General features: G+C 69.0%; 16 protein-coding genes and 1 pseudogene. 10 read left to right on the top strand and 7 right to left on the bottom strand.

Annotation, left to right across the window (positions count from 1 at the left end; genetic code table 11):
• Together ACFWTE_RS26695 and ACFWTE_RS26690 are read right to left on the bottom strand one after the other, a co-directional pair.
• A pseudogene (locus ACFWTE_RS26695) lies at nt 1-1,157 on the bottom strand (hypothetical protein); the annotation flags it as partial.
• A 349-nt stretch (nt 1,158-1,506) separates the two neighbouring features.
• Complete coding sequence (locus tag ACFWTE_RS26690; RefSeq protein ID WP_378782669.1) at nt 1,507-1,956, bottom strand: GNAT family N-acetyltransferase; 450 nt, start codon at nt 1,954-1,956, stop codon at nt 1,507-1,509.
• A 424-nt stretch (nt 1,957-2,380) separates the two neighbouring features.
• Between ACFWTE_RS26690 and ACFWTE_RS26685 the strand changes: the two genes are divergently transcribed.
• On the top strand, nt 2,381-3,097 hold the full coding sequence (locus ACFWTE_RS26685) for a FadR/GntR family transcriptional regulator (RefSeq protein WP_378782672.1): 717 nt from the start codon (nt 2,381-2,383) through the stop codon (nt 3,095-3,097).
• A 52-nt stretch (nt 3,098-3,149) separates the two neighbouring features.
• Here ACFWTE_RS26685 and ACFWTE_RS26680 read toward each other — a convergent pair whose 3' ends face one another.
• A complete protein-coding gene (locus tag ACFWTE_RS26680) occupies nt 3,150-3,485 on the bottom strand; it encodes a hypothetical protein (protein ID WP_378782668.1) in 336 nt (111 codons plus the stop codon).
• 186 nt (nt 3,486-3,671) lie between these two features.
• Here ACFWTE_RS26680 and ACFWTE_RS26675 point away from each other — a divergent pair, with 186 nt between their 5' ends.
• The 5 genes from ACFWTE_RS26675 to ACFWTE_RS26655 all read left to right on the top strand — a co-directional run bounded on the left by ACFWTE_RS26675 (nt 3,672) and on the right by ACFWTE_RS26655 (nt 10,988).
• Nucleotides 3,672-4,511 (top strand): ion transporter, encoded by an 840-nt coding sequence (locus ACFWTE_RS26675; RefSeq protein ID WP_378782667.1) that lies wholly within the window; start codon nt 3,672-3,674, stop codon nt 4,509-4,511.
• A gap of 225 nt (nt 4,512-4,736) precedes the next feature.
• Nucleotides 4,737-6,437, top strand: a complete 1,701-nt coding sequence (pgi, locus tag ACFWTE_RS26670; RefSeq protein ID WP_378782666.1) for a glucose-6-phosphate isomerase — start codon at nt 4,737-4,739, stop codon at nt 6,435-6,437.
• A 487-nt stretch (nt 6,438-6,924) separates the two neighbouring features.
• Nucleotides 6,925-8,541, top strand: coding sequence for an ABC-F family ATP-binding cassette domain-containing protein (locus tag ACFWTE_RS26665; protein ID WP_378782671.1), 1,617 nt, complete (start codon nt 6,925-6,927; stop codon nt 8,539-8,541).
• A 562-nt stretch (nt 8,542-9,103) separates the two neighbouring features.
• Nucleotides 9,104-10,252 carry a sensor histidine kinase gene (locus ACFWTE_RS26660; RefSeq protein ID WP_378782665.1) on the top strand — a complete coding sequence of 383 codons (1,149 nt, stop codon included), beginning with the start codon at nt 9,104-9,106 and terminating at the stop codon, nt 10,250-10,252.
• Between the two features lie 46 nt (nt 10,253-10,298).
• Complete coding sequence (locus ACFWTE_RS26655; protein ID WP_378782670.1) at nt 10,299-10,988, top strand: response regulator; 690 nt, start codon at nt 10,299-10,301, stop codon at nt 10,986-10,988.
• A 42-nt stretch (nt 10,989-11,030) separates the two neighbouring features.
• Here ACFWTE_RS26655 and ACFWTE_RS26650 read toward each other — a convergent pair whose 3' ends face one another.
• Genes ACFWTE_RS26650 through ACFWTE_RS26640 form a run of 3 tightly spaced genes read right to left on the bottom strand, consistent with a single transcriptional unit; the run spans nt 11,031 to nt 13,440 of the window.
• Nucleotides 11,031-11,780 carry an ABC transporter permease gene (locus ACFWTE_RS26650; RefSeq protein WP_378782664.1) on the bottom strand — a complete coding sequence of 250 codons (750 nt, stop codon included), beginning with the start codon at nt 11,778-11,780 and terminating at the stop codon, nt 11,031-11,033.
• A 2-nt stretch (nt 11,781-11,782) separates the two neighbouring features.
• Nucleotides 11,783-12,541 carry an ABC transporter permease gene (locus ACFWTE_RS26645; RefSeq protein WP_378782663.1) on the bottom strand — a complete coding sequence of 253 codons (759 nt, stop codon included), beginning with the start codon at nt 12,539-12,541 and terminating at the stop codon, nt 11,783-11,785.
• Nucleotides 12,538-13,440, bottom strand: coding sequence for an ABC transporter ATP-binding protein (locus ACFWTE_RS26640; protein ID WP_378782662.1), 903 nt, complete (start codon nt 13,438-13,440; stop codon nt 12,538-12,540). The genes ACFWTE_RS26645 and ACFWTE_RS26640 overlap by 4 nt, the downstream gene beginning before the upstream one ends.
• A 246-nt stretch (nt 13,441-13,686) precedes the next feature.
• Here ACFWTE_RS26640 and ACFWTE_RS26635 point away from each other — a divergent pair, with 246 nt between their 5' ends.
• The 3 genes from ACFWTE_RS26635 (at nt 13,687) to ACFWTE_RS26625 (ending at nt 17,303) form a co-directional block, all read left to right on the top strand.
• Entirely contained in the window at nt 13,687-14,181 is a 495-nt protein-coding gene (locus tag ACFWTE_RS26635; protein WP_378782661.1) for a hypothetical protein, read from the top strand.
• 202 nt (nt 14,182-14,383) lie between these two features.
• Nucleotides 14,384-15,409, top strand: coding sequence for an ABC transporter permease (locus ACFWTE_RS26630; RefSeq protein WP_378782660.1), 1,026 nt, complete (start codon nt 14,384-14,386; stop codon nt 15,407-15,409).
• Nucleotides 15,410-15,491: 82 nt separating this feature from the next.
• Nucleotides 15,492-17,303: an ABC transporter substrate-binding protein gene (locus ACFWTE_RS26625; RefSeq protein ID WP_378782659.1), complete on the top strand. Its 1,812-nt coding sequence runs from the start codon at nt 15,492-15,494 to the stop codon at nt 17,301-17,303.
• 165 nt (nt 17,304-17,468) lie between these two features.
• On the opposite strand, the gene ACFWTE_RS26620 is transcribed toward ACFWTE_RS26625, so the two are convergent.
• Nucleotides 17,469-17,846 (bottom strand): hypothetical protein, encoded by a 378-nt coding sequence (locus tag ACFWTE_RS26620; RefSeq protein WP_378782658.1) that lies wholly within the window; start codon nt 17,844-17,846, stop codon nt 17,469-17,471.
• Nucleotides 17,847-18,095: 249 nt separating this feature from the next.
• Between ACFWTE_RS26620 and ACFWTE_RS26615 the strand changes: the two genes are divergently transcribed.
• Nucleotides 18,096-18,938, top strand: coding sequence for an ISAs1 family transposase (locus tag ACFWTE_RS26615; RefSeq protein WP_378782657.1), 843 nt, complete (start codon nt 18,096-18,098; stop codon nt 18,936-18,938).
• The last annotated feature ends 82 nt before the right edge of the window (nt 18,939-19,020 follow it).

Here is a 19,020-nt window from a genome sequence, read left to right as displayed (position 1 = left end):
TAGGGGGTGAGGAATTCGTCGTTGTGGCGTCCGAAGACGGTGGCCAGGTCCTTGTTGAGGGAGGGGGCCGGGAGCGGGGTGTCCTTGGGTGCGGGTGTGGGTGCGGGGGTGTCCTTGGGTGCGGGTGTGTCGGGCCCCCGGTCGGGGTTGGTTGTGGGTGGGTCGTCTTTGACGGGTCCTGCGGGTGGGTCGTTCTTGGGTTTGGTGGGGGGTCCGTCGGGTCCGCCGGGTGGGGGTGTGTCGGTGTCGCGGTCGGGTCCGCCGGTGGGCGGTGGGTCGTCTTTGACGGGCCCGGCGGGTGGGCCTGCGGGGGGTCCGTCGGGTCCGCCTCCGGGTGGGGGGGTTTCGCGGAGCGGGGGCCCAGTGGGGGGTCCGGCGGGGGGTCCTGCGCCGTCGGGGCCGGTGCGTGTGAGGGGCGGGGGGTCGGGGAGGTCTTTGAGGTCTTTGAGGCCGGTGTTGAACAGGTCGGTGAGTTGTTTGCTGAAGAGGCCGTCGATGCCGGCGGAGAAGACGGCGGAGAGGGCTCCTTCGATGGCGGCGCCGGTGTGGGCGCTCTTGGTGAGTTTGTGGTCGTGGTGGTGGCGGGTGCCGCGTCCGATCTGGATGCGTTGGATGATGCTGTCCATGCTGGCGAAGATCTGGCTGATGATCTGGTGGCTGGGGACGGTGATCAGGAGCCAGGTCAGGATGCGGCGCATGGCCAGGCTGCGGATGGCCTTGAAGACGGGGATCCACTTGAGGGAGGCGCCGAAGGTGAATTTGGCGGTGGCGATGGCCCAGGCGATCTCGACCAGGAGTTGGATGAACTGGCCGATGACCATCATGTGCATGTACTCGACGTTGGCGCGGGCCTTGAAGAGTTCGGTGGACATGGTGGTGGAGTTGTCGCGGGCGGAGCCGACGTAGTTGTTGTCTCCTCTGGTGAATTGGTCCAGGGAGCGTTCGTAGTGGTCGGCGGTGGTGCCGTCGAAGTTGCGGCGTGCGTGTTTGCGGCTGAGGTTGAGGAGTTCGTCCAGGACGCCCAGGCGTTGGTCCAGGGCGGCGTAGATCTCGGAGGCGCGGCCGAGTTGGAGGAGTCCGGCGGTGGGGACCTCGATGCCGGTGAGGACTTTGATGGCGTTGCGTGAGGAGTCGGACATGTTCGGGTCCAGCGACATACCCGTCCCCTCCTCCACCCCTGGCGTTGCCACGCGGCCACGAAATCAGTGAACGAGACGCTAACGGCGGTAGAAGACGGACCTGTTAACAGATGAATGCACTGGTGTGAGGCATCGTTCGGTTTTGTCTCGTTTCAGTCCTTCGGTGTGAACACGCCGTGGCGGCGCGGGGCGCGAGCGCATCCCATGCCTCAGGCTGCGGGGGACGGCTGTGGGCGCCGTCAGGCGAGCTGCAGCTTCGACGACGCTCACCCTGCTGCCGGGCACAACGCGGTTCAATCACCCTCAGGGGCGTCCGACCGACCCCACGGTGGTGCGGACGACAGGCGGCGCGCGGGGTGCGCGGGCATCAGGTCCAGCGGCCCATGGCGGGCCACGTCTTGCCGGGATGGGCCACGGGAGTGAACCCGGCGGCGTCGAAGAACGCCACGCGCCCCTCCACGTACTCGCCCTCCTCGGGCAGAAGGAACACCCAGCGCGCCCCCGCGCCGCGTGCCACGCTCACGAACGCTTCCAGCAGCCGTGTGCCGATCCCCTGCCGTCGCCACGCCGCCTCCACGACCAGCGCCAGGACGTACCCGTGCGGGGGAGGAGCGGGCGACCCGGGGCCTGTGTAGGCACCGTCCACGACACCCTCGATCCACCCCACGACGACGCCCGCCTCGACGGCGACCAGGACCACGATGCCCTCGGGCCAGTAGCCGTCCGGGTAGCCCTTGACCTCGAAGTGCGGGGCCGCGGCCACGATCAGGGAGGCTATCCCCGGGCCGTCACCCGGCAGAGCACGACGGATCAGCATCCCAGCACGGTAGCCCTCCGGTCGGAACCGGTCACCGCCACCACGCCGCCCACGGGCACACCGCGGGCACGGGCGCCCCCGAGTGCCGCACGCCCTCCTGCGGGCAGGCGCGGAACGACCGCGCGGAGGCCACCAGTACCGGTACCGGTGTTCCCCGTCCCTCGGCGCAGCTGGTCGCCGACAACGCGCAATGGTCAGACCATTTTCACAGGAAGGGGTCGAACGCGGGGTGAACGAGCCGAAGACGGGGGGATTCACGGGGAAGCGAGCAGAATTGGTATGATGACCGCTCTGTGCGATGTGCACGGGCGCGGCGGCTCCCCGCGGCGCGGCCGACCCCGATGACCTGGAGAGATCCGTGCCCCACGATCCCGGCGGTGAGCGCACGCCCGTCACCCAGAGGGCCGTCGAGCGGATCAAGGCGATGATCGCGGGAGGCGAGGTCGGCCCCGGCGAGCGCCTGCCCACCGAACGCGACCTGGCCGTCCAGCTCGGGGTGTCCCGCAGCTCCATGCGCGAGGCCATCCGCGCCCTCACCACGCTCGGTGTCCTGGAGTCCCGCCACGGAGCGGGCGTCTACGTCACCGCTCTGCGCCCCGCCGACCTGCTGGAGACCTTCTCCGTACTCGCCGAGGTGTCCCAGGGCCAGACCCTCCTGGAGGTCCTCCAGGTGCGCCGGATGCTCGAACCGGCCGCGACGGCGCTGGCCGCGGCGCGGGCCGACGCGCGGGACCTGGAACGCATCGGCGCGCTCCTGGAGCACATGGACGATGCCGCCGCGATGGACTGCGGCGGCGCCCGGGGCGGCACGCGCCCCGCGCGGGAGAACCGGGACGGGGGCGTGCTCGACACCGCCGGGGCGGACCTCGGGTTCCACCAGGCCATCGTGGCCAGCACGGGCAACGCCACCCTGGCGGCGGTCAACGACGGACTGTCCTCGCGCACCTTCAACGCGCGCGTGTGGGCCGGCCACCGGGAGGCGGGGCTGACCGCGCAGCTCCACGAGGACCACGAGCGCATCCACGAGGCCCTCGTGGCACGTGACCCCGACGCTGCCAGGGCCGCCGCCACCGTGCACGTCCTGCGGGTGGAGCGCTGGCTCCGAACCGATCTCGCGCGCAGCGGCGGTTGCGGGGACTGACGCCGGGGTACGCGGAGCGGACGGCACCGAACCGGCTCCCGCCCTGCGGGCCTCAGCCGTCGCCGTCACGGATCCCGTCCGCGACCTCCTCCGCGCCGAGCATCCGCGTCAGGTCCTCACGGTCCGGCGCCGCAGAGCGCTCCTCCTCGGGGTCGGGAGCCTGCTCGGGGACCTCCCGGCCCAGCTCCGCGCCGATGCCGAGGGTGTCGTGGTCCTCGATCTCCTCGATGCGGTGGCCGTACGGGTGGTCCTCCAGGAACCCGGCCACCGCGGTGTCCTGGTCCGCCGCGCCCGCGTCCATGTCCGCGTCCACATCGTCGACGTCGCCCCCGTGCCCGGGTACGGGCCCGGAGGGCCCCGCGTCGAATCCGTCGGGTCGTCCTTTCACCGGCCTCCCCCTCACGCTTGGGTCCCTACTTCCGATCATGCCTGGTCGGGGCAGGGGATGCCAGTGGGGCGGGTGAGAAGGGGCTGCAAGGCCGATGTAGTGGGCGAAAAGGGCGGAAATCCGTGTGGTGACGGACGGTAAACTTTGGCGCTGCTGTCCGAGATGACGAATGGAGTCCCCTCTCCCGTGACCGTGCGCGACCGGGTCCGAACGATCGTCGACGCCCCCTGGTTCCAGGCCGGCGTCGTCACCCTCATCCTCATCAACGCCGTCATCCTCGGCGTCGAGACCTCACCCCGGGTGATGGAGGCCCACGGCGACCTCCTCCACGGCTTCGACATGGTGATCCTCGCCCTGTTCGTCCTCGAACTGGGGCTGCGGATGTTCGCCCACAGGGCGGAGTTCTTCCGCGACCCCTGGAGCTGGTTCGACCTGGTGATCATCGGGATCGCCCTGCTGCCGACCTCCGGGCCGTTCTCGGTGCTGCGGGTGCTGCGCGTCCTCAGGGTGCTGCGGCTGCTGTCGGTGATACCGACCCTGAGGCACGTCGTGTCCGGGCTGTTCCGGGCACTGCCCGGCATGATGTCCATCCTGTTCCTGGTGATGCTGCTGCTCTACGTGTCGGCGGTCATGGCCACACGGCTCTTCGCGGAGGTCTCCCCCCAGTACTTCAACGACCTCCCCACCTCGCTCTTCACCCTCTTCCAGATCGCCACCGCCGACGGCTGGGGCAACATCGCCAAGGACGTGATGGAGCACAAGCCGATGGCCTGGGTGTTCTTCGTGGTCTTCGTGCTCGTGTCCACCCTGGTGGCGCTCAACCTGTTCATCGCCGTCGCCGTGGAGGCCCTGGAGAAGGACGACAGTGAGCAGAGCGGGGGCGGGCCGGGCGACGGGCCGGGCGGCCTGGTCGGTTCGGACCCGGACGACAGCGGCCCCGACCCGGGCCACGCGCTGATCCTGGCCGAGCTCAAGTTCCTGCGCGCCGAGGTCGGCGAACTGCGCCGCGAGCGCCAGGAGGCGTGAGCACCGGATCGAACCCGTCCCCGGTGCGGGGAATCCCCCGACCGGGGCTGTGGAAAGCCCCTCAGACGGGGGTGTTCGTGGCAGGCTAGGGCTGTGCGCCGTACGTCCCCGGACGGGACGGCGCACACGCCTTCGGGCACAGTCGCACGGTGGGAGCGTCCAGCGGACCGATCACACGTGCGCAGCCGCCCGCACCAGAGCGCACGGACGACGAGGAGCGACCGGATGTCTGCCAGCACACCCCTCCCTCGCACCGAGGACACCGGAGAGGGGGCCGGCGCGGCCCCTCCCCTGGACCGCAGGGAGGAGTGGGCCGCACTGGGAGCACACCGTGCGCGCCTGGGCCCCACCCACCTGCGCGAGTTGTTCGCCGACGACCCGTCCCGGGCCGGAAGGTACACGCTCGACGTCGGCGACCTGCACGCCGACTACTCCAAGAACCTGGTCACCGACGAGACTCTCGGACTGCTCCGTGACCTGGCCGCCGCCACCGGCGTCGCGGACCTGCGCGACGCCATGCTGCGCGGTGAGCACATCAACACCACCGAGGACCGCGCCGTCCTGCACACCGCCCTGCGCGCCCCCCGCGAAGCGGTGATCGAGAACGACGGCCGCGACGTGGTGCCGGAGGTGCACCGGGTCCTGCGACGTATGGGCGACTTCGCCGACCGGGTCCGCTCACGCGAGTGGCGCGGTCACACCGGCCTGCCGGTGCGCAGGATCGTCAACATCGGCATCGGCGGCTCCGATCTCGGCCCCGCCATGGCCTACGAGGCGCTGCGCCCCTACACCGACCGGGGCCTGGAGTTCCGGTTCGTGTCCAACGTGGACGGCACCGACCTGCACGAGGCGCTCGTCGACGCCGACCCCGCCACCACACTGTTCGTGGTCGCGTCCAAGACCTTCACCACCGTCGAGACCATCACCAACGCCACCGCCGCGCGCGACTGGCTGCTGGACGGGCTGGGGGAGAAACCCGACGGCGACGCCATCGCCAAGCACTTCGTCGCGGTGTCCACCAACACCCCCGCGGTCGAGGCCTTCGGTATCGACACCCGCAACATGTTCGAGTTCTGGGACTGGGTGGGCGGCCGCTACTCCTACGACTCCGCCATCGGCCTGTCCCTGATGGTGGCGCTGGGACACGAACAGTTCCAGGAGATGCTCGCCGGGTTCCACCTGATGGACACCCACTTCGCCACCGCCCCGGCCGAGCGCAACCTGCCCTTCCTGCTCGGCCTCCTGGGCGTCTGGTACGGCGGCTTCCTCGACGCCCACAGCCACGCGGTGCTGCCCTACAGCCACTACATGTCGAAGTTCACCGCCTACCTCCAGCAGCTCGACATGGAGTCCAACGGCAAGTCCGTGCAGCGGGACGGGCGGCCCGTCGGCTGGCAGACCGGCCCGGTGGTGTGGGGCACCCCCGGCACCAACGGCCAGCACGCCTACTTCCAGCTCCTGCACCAGGGCACCCGGTTCGTGCCCGCGGACCTCCTCGGGTTCGCCAACCCCGCCCCCGACCTGCCCGCGTCCCTGGTGCCCCAGCACGACCTGCTCATGGCCAACCTGTTCGCGCAGGGCCAGGCGCTGGCCTTCGGCCGGACCGCCGAGGAGGTCGCCGACGAGGGTGTGCCCCCCGAACTGGTCCCGCACCGCACCTTCGCGGGCAACCACCCCACCACGACGATCCTGGCCGACCGGCTCAGCCCGTCCGTCCTGGGGCAGCTCATCGCCCTCTACGAGCACAAGGTGTTCGTGCAGGGGGCGGTGTGGAACATCAACTCCTTCGACCAGTGGGGCGTCCAACTCGGCAAGATCCTGGCCGAACGGGTCGAACCCGCACTCAGCGAAGGGGCGGACGTGCCCGGCCTCGACACCTCCACGGCCTCCCTGGTGGAGCGCTACCGGTCCCTGCGGGGGCGGTAGGGCATAAGAAGGCGGACCGGGGGCGGTCGCGATCCCCTGCGCCCCCGGTCCCACCGTGCCCGCCCCCACCCCTGCCGCGCCGCGCCACGAAAACCCTTTGCCCGCGCAGGGATCGTCCGGTTAGTCTGGGACCACCATGCTGAACTGACATCGAGACCGATCCGCCGAGCGTGCGGGGCTCGCCCCTCCGGGGCTTGAGCCGGTACCCCGCTCCGCGTACCCGTGAACCACGGTGCGGTCTCGATGCCCGCGGCGGACCCTGCGTCCGCCGCCCTTCGGCAGACCGCTCCGCGCTCCACGGATCCGCGCTCCACGCGCCCGGGAGGCAACGGGACCGGCCGGGCATCGGGACCCACCCCCAGACGAAGGGTGGTCCCACTCCGTGACCTACGAATCCACACCCGCGCCGGGCGGCACCCCGGCCTCCACCACCCCGACCAAGCCGGCCCGGCTTCCCACCGCAGCGCAGAGCACGAGTGGTCCGCCGCTGCTGCGGGCCCGCGACCTGGCCCGCGTCCACGGCGACCACGTGGTGTTCGACGGGGTCGGCCTCGACGTGGCCCCGGGACAGCGGTTGGGGCTGGTCGGCGAGAACGGCGCGGGCAAGTCCACCCTGTTGCGCCTGCTGTCGGGGGAGGAGGAGCCCGACGCGGGCCGGGTGGAACGGCCCGATGACACCGGCTTCCTGTACCAGGAGCTGCCGCACCCCCCGGAGACGACGCTGGCCCAGGTCCTGGAGGAGGCGCTCGCCCCCGCCAGGGAGGTGGAGCGGAGGCTGACGCGGAGCGCTGTGGCGCTCGACGGCGCCCCCGAGGAGCCGGGGGCGCTGGCGGCGTACGCGGAGGCTCTGGCCGACGCAGAGAGAGGACAGGTGTGGGACGCCGAGCGGCGCGCCGAGCTGGTGGTGGCGGGCCTCGGACTGGGCGGGATCGAACCCGAACGGCAGGTGGGCCGGATGTCGGGCGGTCAGCGCAGCCGTCTGGGCCTGGCCGCGCTGCTGGTCCGCCGCCCGCACGCCCTGTTGCTGGACGAGCCCACCAACCACCTGGACGACCAGGCGCTGGCGTTCCTGGAGGGGTTTCTGCGGGACCTGCCGGGGGTGGTGGTGCTGGCCAGCCACGACCGGGTGTTTTTGGACGCGGTCTGCACCGGCCTGCTGGACCTGGACCCCGCCGTGCAGGGGCCCACGTACTACGGGGGCGCGTACTCGTTCTACCTGGAGGAGAAGCGGCTGGAGCGGGAACACTGGGAGCAGCGCTACCAGCGGGAGCAGAGCGACCTGAAGGGACTGCGTGAGGCGGTGCGGACCACGTCACGGCAGGTCGCCCCCGACCGGGCTCCCCGCGACAACGCCAAGATGGCGTACGACTTCTCCGGCGGACGCGTGGAGAAACAGGTGTCGCGCCGGGTCCGCAACGCACGGGGGCGGCTGGACGAGCTGGAACGCGACCAGGTCCGCAGGCCGCCGCGGCCCCTGGCGTTCAGCGCGCCGCTGACCCGCGACCCGGGGGAGGCCGGCGGCAACGCCATCACCCTGAGAGGCGTGGTGGTGCCGGGGCGGTTGCGGCTCGACCACCTGGACCTCCCCCCGGACGGTCGCCTGCTGGTGACCGGGCCCAACGGGGCGGGCAAGTCCACACTGCTGTACGCCCTGGGGCGCCGGTTGCGGCCGGAGTCGGGACAGGTGCTGTGGCGGCGGGGCGTGACGGTGGCCCTGCTGGAGCAGGACGTGGTGTTCTCCGACCCGGAGCGGACCCCGCGCGGGCTCTACGACGGGTTGAACGCGGCGCTGCCGGACGCCCCGCGACTGACGGACCTGGGTCTGGTGGCACCACGGGACCTGGACCGGCCGGTGGGCCTGCTGAGCGTGGGGCAGCGGCGCCGTCTCGCACTCGCGATGCTGATCGGGCACTCCCCGGACGTGCTGCTGCTGGACGAGCCGACCAACCACCTGTCCCTGGCCCTGGCGGAGGAACTGGAGGAGGCCCTGGGCACGGCACCGGGCGCGGTCGTCGTGGCGTCGCACGACCGGTGGCTGCGCCGCAACTGGTCCTGGCCCGAACTGCGCCTGGTCGACGGCGGAGCCGCGGGGGCGGCTTCGTAGGGCCCGGTCGTGTTCCCCACGGGCTGCCGGGGCGTGTGCTCACCGCACGCCCCGGCAGCAGAGAACTCCACCAGCAGATCTACAAGATAAAGGTGACGCGCTCGTGTATGCCGGAGGCCCGGCATGGTGATGCAGCGGTACAAGGAACGTCCGTGGCCTGGGATCGTGCGACCCCGGGGCCCTGTCGGGGCGGCCGCTTTGTGACGGGATGCATCGGACACTTCTTGTATGATATGGATCACTCAAGGGGTGGTTGGCGTTCTGGTTCCCGACAAGCCCGTCACATCGGTAGTCAGAAGCCGGTGCCCGCCCCGATCATGGGGGGGCGTTGTATGGCTCCTGCCTGACGGCCACGCCCCGGGGATGCGCGGGCGGTGTCTGGCACTGTCCGCGGCGTAGGGCTCCGCCAGGAGTGAGGGGCGGATAGCAGGCGGATCCGTAGCCGATTCGCAGAAGGGATATCCGGTCCGACGCTCCTCCATTTCCGAATTCCCGGATGGGGTCGGAAAACTATACTGATCGGATGTTCGGCAGAGCGCGACGGTGGCTACGGCAACACGAGATGCTCGTCGACGCCCTCAGTGTCGCTCCCTTTCTGCTGCTGTGTCTGGGCACAATCCTGGGTTACGCCGACGGAGACCGCGTCGATTACATACCCGCGCCCTTGCACCTGGCCATCACGTTCGCGCTCCTACTACCGCTGACCTTGCGGCGCACCTTCCCAGCGGTGGTCTTCGCGGTCGTCGCTCTGGCGGCCGCAGTGCAACTGGTGTCGGGCGCGGGGTTGATGGCCGCCGATTTCGCCGTCGTCGTCGCCATGTACACCGTTGCGGCACGCTGCCGATGGGCGTGGGCGCTCACCGCACTGGGGGTCGTCGAGGTTGGTCTGGTTTTGGCCATCGTGCAGTCCCCCTACGCAGACTGGGGCGACTGGGACGCCTTCGTTGCCTACACCTTCCTCATCCTGCTGTTCTGGGTCACCGGGCTCTACGTGAAGATCCGTCGACGCTACTTCACCGGTTTGGAGGAGCGCGCGCAGTGGTTGGAACGCGAGCGCGACGCCCGCACCCAGGCTGCGGCGGCCGAAGAGCGGGAGCGTATCGCCCGGGAGATGCACGATGTGGTGGCCCACAGCCTGAGCGTGATGGTGGTTCAGGCCGACGGTGCCACGTACGCGATCGATGCCGACCCGGCGCGGGCCAGGGTCGCGTTGGAAACCATCGCGGCGACCGGTAGGGCAGCGCTGGCCGAGGTGCGCGGGATACTCGGGGTCCTGCGCGAGGGCGAGGAGGAGTACACGCCGCAGCCCGGGATCGGGCAGTTGGATCAGGTCATCGGTCAGATGCGCGGTGCGGGGCTGCCGGTGGAGTTCACCGTCGAGGGACACCAGCGCCGACTTGGGGCGGGGGTGGAACTTACCGCGTACCGCGTAATCCAAGAAGCACTGACCAACACGCTCAAGCATGCCGGACCCGGGGTGAACCGCGTCCAGGTGCGTGTGCACTACAGAGATCACGCTCTGGAACTACGGATCCTCGATGACGGGTGGGGTGCGTCCGTTACCGGGGCTGAGGGCAACGACCGCGGGCACGGCCTGATCGGTATGCGCGAACGGGTGTCGGTGTTCGGCGGGTCCGTCCGGGCGGGGCCTCGTGCAGGCGAAGGTTTTGAGGTGGTGGCATCGCTGCCACTGCGGTCCAGCACCACATGAGGCGAGAAGGAGAGCTATGGGTTCCCCGGGCAAGCAGTTGGAGGAGATGATCCGCGTTGTCCTCGTCGATGACCAGGAGCTGGTGCGGGCCGGCTTCCATATGGTCCTCGACTCCCAACCCGATATGCGGGTCGTCGGTGAGGCCGGGGACGGAGTCGAAGCCCTGGAGCTGTTGGAAACCGTTGAGGCCGACGTCGTTGTCGTCGATGTGCGCATGCCGCGGATGGACGGTGTCGAGACTGCGCGCCACATCTGCGCCGCGGCTGCCCATCCGCGGGTGCTGATTCTGACGACCTTCGATCTCGATGAGTACGTCTATGCGGCGTTGAGGGCCGGGGCCAGCGGTTTCCTTCTCAAGGACGCGCCACCGACCGCTCTGCTGTCGGCGATCCGCTCCCTCCGCTCCGGCGACGCCGTGGTGGCTCCCAGCGCCACCCGCAGACTCCTCGACCGGTTCGCCGACCGTCTTCCCGCAGGAGAGGACAACCCGGCGCACCACGAGTCTCTTGACGCACTGACGCCGCGTGAGCGCGAGGTCCTGGTACTGGTGGCCCGCGGATGGTCCAACACCGAGATCGCCGACCGGCTGTACGTGTCCGGGACGACGGTCAAAACGCACGTACGTCGTATTCTGACCAAGCTCGACCTGCGGGACCGCATTCAGGCCGTGATCTTCGCCTATGAAACCGGTCTGGTTGCAACCCGCGCAGACGGGAAGAACACAGCCGCGTCGTAGGCCCCGGGCAGAGCCCGGGGCCTACGACGCGGAAGGATCGTGTCAGCGGATGTCGAGGCGGTCCAGGACGGCCGCCGCTGCGGCGAGCACCGCCGCTGTGAGAGCGAGGGCTGCAGCCACGGGGACGACCACCGCTGCGACGGTTATCGACCCGCTGTCGGCGAATGTCCCGGTTCCCAACTGAGTCGCCCGGCTGATCAAACCGTAGGGCAGGATCATCGAAAGGGCGTCGAGCCGTGTCATCAGCAGGAGTGCCCCGGCGGTCGCTCCCAGCAGAGCCACGGCGACGGGGGTGGCGAACGATCGCATGAGCATCGAAAGGGTGGACTGTAGAGCCGCCACCGGCAGGCAGGCCACGACGATGACAACGCTGACCAGGACGTACTGGGGTGGAAGGACGCCGGGCAGAGCGAACACCAGCTTTCCTGCCACGATCACACCGCCCAACAGCACCGCCTGCATGGCCGCAGCCAGAGCGGCCAGTACCGCCGCCTTGGCGACCACCACGTCCAGGCTGGACACCTTGCGCCCCATCAGTGCGTTCCAGTTGCCGCCCTGGTGTTCGACCCGCCACACCAGTGAGGCCAGCACGGCCACACCGACGGCCAGCGGGAACAGGCCGTAGAAGACCACGACCCGCATCCACAGGGTGTGCCAGCCATCACCCAGTCGCTGGTCGGAGACGAGTGTGTTGACCGCCCCGGTGATGACGGCCATCAGCGGCAGCAATACCACCACGGCCCAGCTCAGAGAACGCTTCAGCTTGAGGAACTCGGCTCGGACCACTCCCATGGTCAGGCCTCCTGTCGGTCGAACATACGGGTGGCGGCCAGGAACACGGCGCCGCCCACGGTCCCGAGGACCAGCAGGCTCAGGTAGGGCGGGTCGAGGGCGACCATGCCCCCTCCGCTTGCGTCAACGGGCGTGGCCACTGCGTAGTAGCCCCACGGGGGGAAGAAGTGGGTGAGCCACGAGGGCATCCCGATGCTGGACAGGGTCACGAACACACCCAACACACCGGTGCCCAGCCCTACGAGCTGGTTGGGGATGCGCGCCGACAGTAGGAGGTGAAGGGCGAAGAGCACCAGGTTCACCACCACGATCGAGGCGGTGTAGCCCAGCCACTGCTCGGCGGGGAAGTCGACCGTGATGCCGACCAGCACCCCCAGGACAACCACCAGTGCGCTCTGGACGAGGGTGGCCACGGCCACGAGCGAGCCGGTGGCAGCGAACTTGACCCGGCACAGGTAGCCGGGGGTCAGCCCGAAGGTCTGGGAGAAGAGCCACCCGTTGCCCTGGTGCTCGATGTCGACCTGTCGGCTGGCCAGAACCGCCAGCAGGACGGGTGAGACCAGCGGCACTGCCAGCGCCATGCCCCCGAGCAGCCACTGCCAGGGTTGCGCGGCGGGGTCGTCGACCGAGTCCATGAAACCGGGAGCGGTGAACGCGACGCACGACAGAACGACCACGCCGATGACCATCACGGCGAGGACGGGCACCACACGCAGACGACGCAGCTTGGCGAACTCGTTCACCACGGCGCGAACGATCACAGGCCCCGTCCTCCGGTCAGATCCATGAACACGTCCTCAAGTGACTGCTCTTCACGGCGTACGCCGTGGATGGCAACACGCTCGTTGACGAGGTGGGCCACCACCTGAGCCGTAGTGGCATGATCAAGCCCGGGAATCCGCACGCGGTCCCCGTCACGGTTCGCGCTCCATCGAGCGGCCAGGGCGGCCGCCCGCTCGGGGGCGGGGGTATCGATGAGCACGTCGGGGACCGACCGGTCGAACAGTTGCTCCCGTGTGCCCTGGAAGAGCATGTGGCCGTTACTGAGGATGCCCAGGACGGTGGCCGTTCGGTCGATTTCACCCAGTAGGTGGCTGGAGACCATCACGGTGGTCCCGCCGTCGGCCAGTTGTGTGAGCAGGTGCCTCATCTCCTCGATTCCTGCCGGGTCGAGGCCGTTGGTGGGTTCGTCGAGGATCAGAAGGCGCGGCTCCCTGGCCAGCGCCATCGCGATTCCCAGGCGCTGCTTCATTCCCAGGGAGTAGTCGAGCACCCGCTTGTCGAGGTGGTTCTGTAGGCGCACGATCTGCACGGCCCGATTGACCTGACCATTGCCGAGGTCCAAGAGTCGCTGCACCAAACGCATGTTCTCGCGACCGGTGAGGTGGGCGTAGGCCGGTGGTGCCTCGATGAGTGAGCCGATCTCGCCCAGCAGGTCGCGGCGCGTTGAACGCTGCATGCGGCGGCCCATGATGTGGACCTCGCCGGACGTGGGGCGCACCAATGACAGCAGCATTTTCATGGTGGTCGACTTCCCTGACCCGTTGGGTCCCAGAAATCCGTAGACGCACCCTTCTGGAACACGCAGATCGAGATTTTGGACGACGGTTCGGCTTCCATACGTCTTGCCCAGGCTATGGGTAGTGATCAATTCAGACACACGATTACTGTGTCCCACACGCCTGTTCCAGTGCATCGACCCGGGGGATGAGTCCCTGAGTACTCCGCGCGGAGGACCCGAGCAACAGAAGTGACTTCAAGGCGTACTGATGGCGCTGACGAAAGCCGGGCCGAACCTGTGACGCGGTGTGGAGCGCACACCGGAGCCAGGGAGATGCCTCTCGGGACACCGCGCCCGACCTGACCCCAGGGCCTGCCTCGCACCCGCCCGGAGGACAATCAGGACGTGCTCATCCGACGACTACGCAACCTGGCCCTGCTGGAACACGCCAACATCGTCCTGATCGCGGTGGTGCTCCTCGGCTCCCTGGACATGCCGGCCGGACCCGCCAACACGGCCGGGCTCGGCCTGGTCGCACTGCTGCTCCTGGAGGGCGGAACCTACTGGTGGCTCAAGGTCCACCAGCTCAGTGCCCGCGCACCCCGTCCGGCCGGGCTCGGCCTCTTCCGGGCGCTGGGCCGCCTCAACCTCGTCCTGTTCGCCCTGGGCGGCGCCGTCATCGTCGGTGCCTGGGCCACCGGCGCCTCCGGTGCGCACCTGTGGCCGGGGGTGGCCCTGTGGGGGTTCGCGGTGTTGGAGCACGTCAACTACTTCCACCTCCAACTCTCCCACCAGAGCCGGGCCGACCTGGCCCGTCTCCGCCGCACCCGGCGCCTGCACCCCTCACCGCTGGCCCGTGACCTGCACCGCCACCGCACCCGGCTGCCCTACCTCCGTTAGCCGCGGCGGGACCTGCCGGTAGGACACCGCTCCGGGCGGCGGGTCCGCTCGACACGGCGCCGCACCGCCACTTTCTTCGCGTTCTGTCCCGTGGGGGACAGGGCGGTCGCGACCCGGCGCGGACGCTGGAAACGCCCATGTCAGTCGTGCGATCTTTGCGTAGTCGATCTACTACGTAAAGCGATAATGGGGGCAGCGCCACATGACCGCGCCGATGGACGCGCCCGAGTCGTCCCAGCACGCCGACCCCGAGGCGGTGGTCGCCGGAGCGTCGAACGCGGCCAACCGATCCCTGCGCCAGATCGCCTGGCAGAGGTTCCGCAGGGACAAGGTCGGCATGGCGGGCGGGATCATCGTCATCGTCCTCATCCTCGTGGCCCTGTGCGCGCCCCTGCTGGCCGCCTGGTTCGGCCACCCGCCCAACCAGTTCGACCAGGACCTGGTCGACCCGCTCACCGGCGGTGTGCTGCGCGACCCCGACGACCCCGCCCAGGGGCTCGACCCGTGGGGCGGCATCAGCGCCCAGAACCTGCTCGGCGTCGAACCCGTCAACGGCCGCGACCTGTTCAGCCGTATCGTCTACGGGGCCCGCACCTCGTTGCTGGTCGCCACCGTCGCCACCGTGGTGTGCGTCGTCATCGGCACCGTACTCGGTGTCGTCGCCGGGTACTTCGGCGGCTGGGTCGACACCGTCATCAGCCGGGCCATGGACATCTTCCTGGCCTTCCCGCTGCTGCTGTTCGCCATCGCCCTCGTCGGCGTCATCCCGGACGGTGCCTTCGGACTCTCCGGCAACAACCTGCGCATCGGCGTGCTGGTGTTCATCATCGGGTTCTTCAACTGGCCCTACATCGGCCGCATCGTGCGCGGACAGACCCTCACCCTCAAGGAGCGCGAGTTCGTCGAGGCCTCACGCAGCCTCGGAGCGGGCAGCGCGCACATCGTCTTCCGCGAGATCCTGCCCAACCTCGTCACGCCGATCCTCGTCTACTCCACCCTGCTCATCCCCACGAACATCCTCTTCGAGGCGGCCCTGAGCTTCCTCGGCGTCGGTATCAACCCGCCCACCGCCACCTGGGGCGGCATGTTGGAGGGCGCCCTGCGCTTCTACACGACCTCGCCGCACTTCGTGATGATCCCGGGCCTGGCCATCTTCATCACCGTCCTGGCGTTCAACCTCTTCGGTGACGGGCTGCGCGACGCGTTCGACCCCCGTTCCTCCGACTGACCCGCCCGGACCGGCCGCGGACGCCCCGTTTCCCGGACCGTGCGCCGCACGGTCCCACCAGCGAATCCGATCAGGAGGCAAGGTGAGTACCCATCACTTCACGCACGCGGGGCCGTCCAGGCGGCACCGGGGACGCGGGTGGGCGACCGCGCCCGCGGCCGCCGCGGCGGTCACGGCACTGCTGCTGAGCGCCTGTGGTGACGGGGGTGGCGGAGGCGGGGGAGGGGCGGCCGACGCCGAGTTCAACGAGGCCGAGACACAGATCGTCAACCCGTCCGAGCAGACCGGTGGCACCCTGAGGTACGCCATCTCCTCGGACTTCGACTCACCCGACCCCGGCAACACCTATTACGCGTTCAGCTGGAACTTCACCCGCTACTACGCGCGCACGCTGCTCACCTACACCGAGGCGCCGGGGGAGGCCGGCAGCCAGCTCCAGCCCGACCTGGCGGAGGCGATGCCGGAGGCCAACGAGGACTCCACCGAGTGGACCGTCACGCTCAAACCCGGCCTCAAGTTCGAGGACGGGTCCGAGATCACCGCCGAGGACGTCAAGTACGCCATCGCGCGCAGCAACTTCGGCGACCAGGCGCTGCCCAACGGGCCCAAGTACTTCCAGGAGCTGCTGGCCGACAGCGAGGACTACGAGGGGCCCTACACCGACGACGCCGACCCGCTGGCCGGGTTCGACGGCATCGAGACCCCGGACGACCACACCCTGGTCTTCCATCTGAACACGAGCTTCTCCGAGTTCCCCTACGTGCTGGTCCAGCCCCAGACCGCTCCGGTCCCGGCCGACGCCGACAGGGGCGAGCAGTACCAGAGCAACGTCGTCTCGTCCGGCCCCTACAAGTTCGCCGGCGAGTACCGTCCCGGGGTGTCGCTGGACCTGGAGCGCAACGACCAGTGGGACCCGGCCACCGACCCGACCCGCAAGGCGCTGCCCGACCGGATCCAGGTGCAGCTGGGGGTCGACCAGAACGAGATCGACCAGCGCCTGGTCAACGGAGAGCTCGACGTCGACCTCGGCGGCACCGGTGTGGGCCCGGCGATGAAGGGCACGCTGATCACCGACGAGAACCAGAGGCACAGCGTCGACAACCCGCAGACCAACACGCTGCGCTACGTCAACGTCAACACCGTCCTCGAACCCCTGGACGACCCGGCCTGCCGTGAGGCGGTCATGTTCGCGGCCGACCACGACGCCCTCCAGCGGGCGTGGGGCGGCGACACCGGCGGTGACATCGCGACGCAGATCATGCCCGCCGCGCTGCCGGGATCCGACCCCAGCATGAACCTGTACCCCTCCGAGGAGAACAAGGGGGACCTGGACAAGGCGCGCGAGAAGCTGGAGGAGTGCGGTGAGCCCGACGGGTTCTCCACCGCGATCGGAGCCCGCGCGGACCGGCCCGCCGACGTGAGCACGGCCGAGGCCCTCCAGCAGGCCCTGGCCCGGGTGGGCATCGAGGCGGAGATCAAGCAGTACCCGTCGGACAGCTACACCAACACCCAGGCCGGATCACCGGACTTCGTGCAGGAGAACGACCTCGGCCTGACCGTGTACGGGTGGGCGCCGGACTGGCCCAGCGGTTACGGGTTCATGAGCAAGATCCTGGACGGCAACGCCATCCAGCAGGCGGGCAACAGCAACATCTCCGAACTGGACGACAAGCAGATCAACGACTGGTTCGACGAGGTCGTCACCATCGACGACCCGGAGGAGCGCGCCTCGATCTACACGCAGATCGACGAGCGGGCCATGCAGCAGGCCGTGATCGTCCCTGGGGTGTTCGAGCGGACGGTCCTGTACCGGCCGCCGAACCTGACCAACGTCTACTACCACGTGGGCTACTCGATGTACGACTACATGCCGCTGGGCACCACCAGGGAGTAGGGAGCAGCAGACAGGACACGCGACGGCGCGGGCCGGGAGGAGGGGCCTCCCGGCCCGCTGCCTCCGTCTTCGCGCCCCGGACCGGCACCGGCACGGTCGAGTCGTCGGGCAACAAAAACCCTCGCACTCATGACCGAATGGTCAGCGGTCACGACCGCCGACGCCTCAGCAGGTAATGCGGCGTTCTGCGCTTTCATAGTTGGCGACGCCGTAATCGACAGCCATGACCATCTTGTAGGTGTAGGTTCCCGTGCCGCTGCAGTTGTACCAAGTGGTAGCGGAACTACCGGAGAGCACGGCCTCGTCCACGGTCTCCCAACCCCACCAGCGGTCCCGCTGCAAGGAGATCGCCGCGTTCGAGCATCCGCTTTTCTTGGTGACCTGCGCCATGACTTCATTGATGGCTTTATAGGGGGCCGAGATGCCGTAGCAACTCCGATCCCAATCCGCAGCCGCAGCAGGGGACGCGGGAGCAAGGATCACGGCCATGGAAGCCAGGGCGATGGTCAGCCCGACCTTTCGAGTCGGCTTGGCGATTCTCACTGAGAAATATCCTGTTCGTGGGGTATTGGGGGATCGCGCGTGGATTATTGCACAGTGGCTCTCGTCCGACCTGGCGGGTCGACCGGACGTATTCGCCAGGGTCTTGACCAGGGCTGCTTCAAAGTCAGGATCGTGAGGCATCGGCGCTGATCACAGGCCCATAGCGATCCGCTCGAACCCTCACCAACAAGCAACGGAGCCCCCTGGAAGATCAGGGGCTTTCACATCTTTGACTGCCAAGGGACTCCGTTGCACCCCCAGGCTGGCACGCCCTGCGCCAACCCGGTCGACCTCCTCGGCAAGCTCACCCGCCGGGACGACCCCCGATCACCCCGATGCCGCTGCCACGGCCTGGCCAGCATCCTGCTGCGCGCACTGGCCGCGATGCTGGCCGGGGCCATCGGCCGGTGGGCCGACGCCGCACCCCAGCACACCCTGACCCGCCTGGGCTGCCGAATTACCTGCCCCGCACTGGGAGCGCGCACCACCCCCTCCCCTGCGACCCTCCGCCGCGTCCTGCTCGCCTTGGCCCCCGATGCCCTGGCCGCGTTGACCAGACCCGACACCCTTCCCGCGGTGGCCGTGGGCGGCAAGACCCTGCGCGGATCGGCCACTCCCACCGATCCGGCGGTGCACCTGCTCCCCGTCCTGACCTTGGACCGTCGCTTGGTTTCCCAGGTACGGGTTCCTGAGGGAACCAGCGAGATCGACGCCCTGGCCATCGTGCTGGATAAGCTGGATCTGGCTGGCGTCGTGGTCACTGCCGATGCCCTGCACACCCAAACCGATACCGCCACCCACCTGGTCGACGAAGGACAAGCCGACTACGTGTTGACCGTCAAACGCAACCAGAAGGCCCTATTCGATCAGCTCAAAGCGCTTCCCTGGGCTCAGGCTCCCACGCTGGATGCCACCCGGCACCGCGGCCAGGGACGAGTCGAGACCCGCACCGTCAAGGTCATCGACCTGGGCGGGCGAACCGCTTTTCCGCACGCGGCCCAGGCCGAGCGGGTGCGCCGCCACGTCAGGGATCTACGCACCAAAAAGACGTCGTGGACCGTGGCGTATGCGGTGACCTCGCTAGTGTCCTGAGTCTCAAATATCCATATAGTTGTGTGATGGTACGACCAGGACCCAAACTCGCGCCGCTGGACCTGACCGCTGACGACAAAGC

This window comes from Nocardiopsis sp. NPDC058631 (assembly GCF_042716955.1).
Classification (GTDB): domain Bacteria; phylum Actinomycetota; class Actinomycetes; order Streptosporangiales; family Streptosporangiaceae; genus Nocardiopsis.
This window is presented reverse-complemented; position numbering and strand designations above follow the sequence as displayed.

What these genes read in the sequence shown, in the direction of transcription:
- ACFWTE_RS26690 (WP_378782669.1), bottom strand. Translation starts at nt 1,956, where the DNA reads ATGCTGATCCGTCGTGCTCTGCCGGGTGACGGCCCGGGGATAGCCTCC.
- pgi (WP_378782666.1), top strand. Translation starts at nt 4,737, where the DNA reads ATGTCTGCCAGCACACCCCTCCCTCGCACCGAGGACACCGGAGAGGGG.
- ACFWTE_RS26660 (WP_378782665.1), top strand. Translation starts at nt 9,104, where the DNA reads ATGCTCGTCGACGCCCTCAGTGTCGCTCCCTTTCTGCTGCTGTGTCTG.
- ACFWTE_RS26655 (WP_378782670.1), top strand. Translation starts at nt 10,299, where the DNA reads ATGATCCGCGTTGTCCTCGTCGATGACCAGGAGCTGGTGCGGGCCGGC.
- ACFWTE_RS26685 (WP_378782672.1), top strand. Translation starts at nt 2,381, where the DNA reads ATGATCGCGGGAGGCGAGGTCGGCCCCGGCGAGCGCCTGCCCACCGAA.
- ACFWTE_RS26650 (WP_378782664.1), bottom strand. Translation starts at nt 11,780, where the DNA reads ATGGGAGTGGTCCGAGCCGAGTTCCTCAAGCTGAAGCGTTCTCTGAGC.
- ACFWTE_RS26630 (WP_378782660.1), top strand. Translation starts at nt 14,384, where the DNA reads ATGACCGCGCCGATGGACGCGCCCGAGTCGTCCCAGCACGCCGACCCC.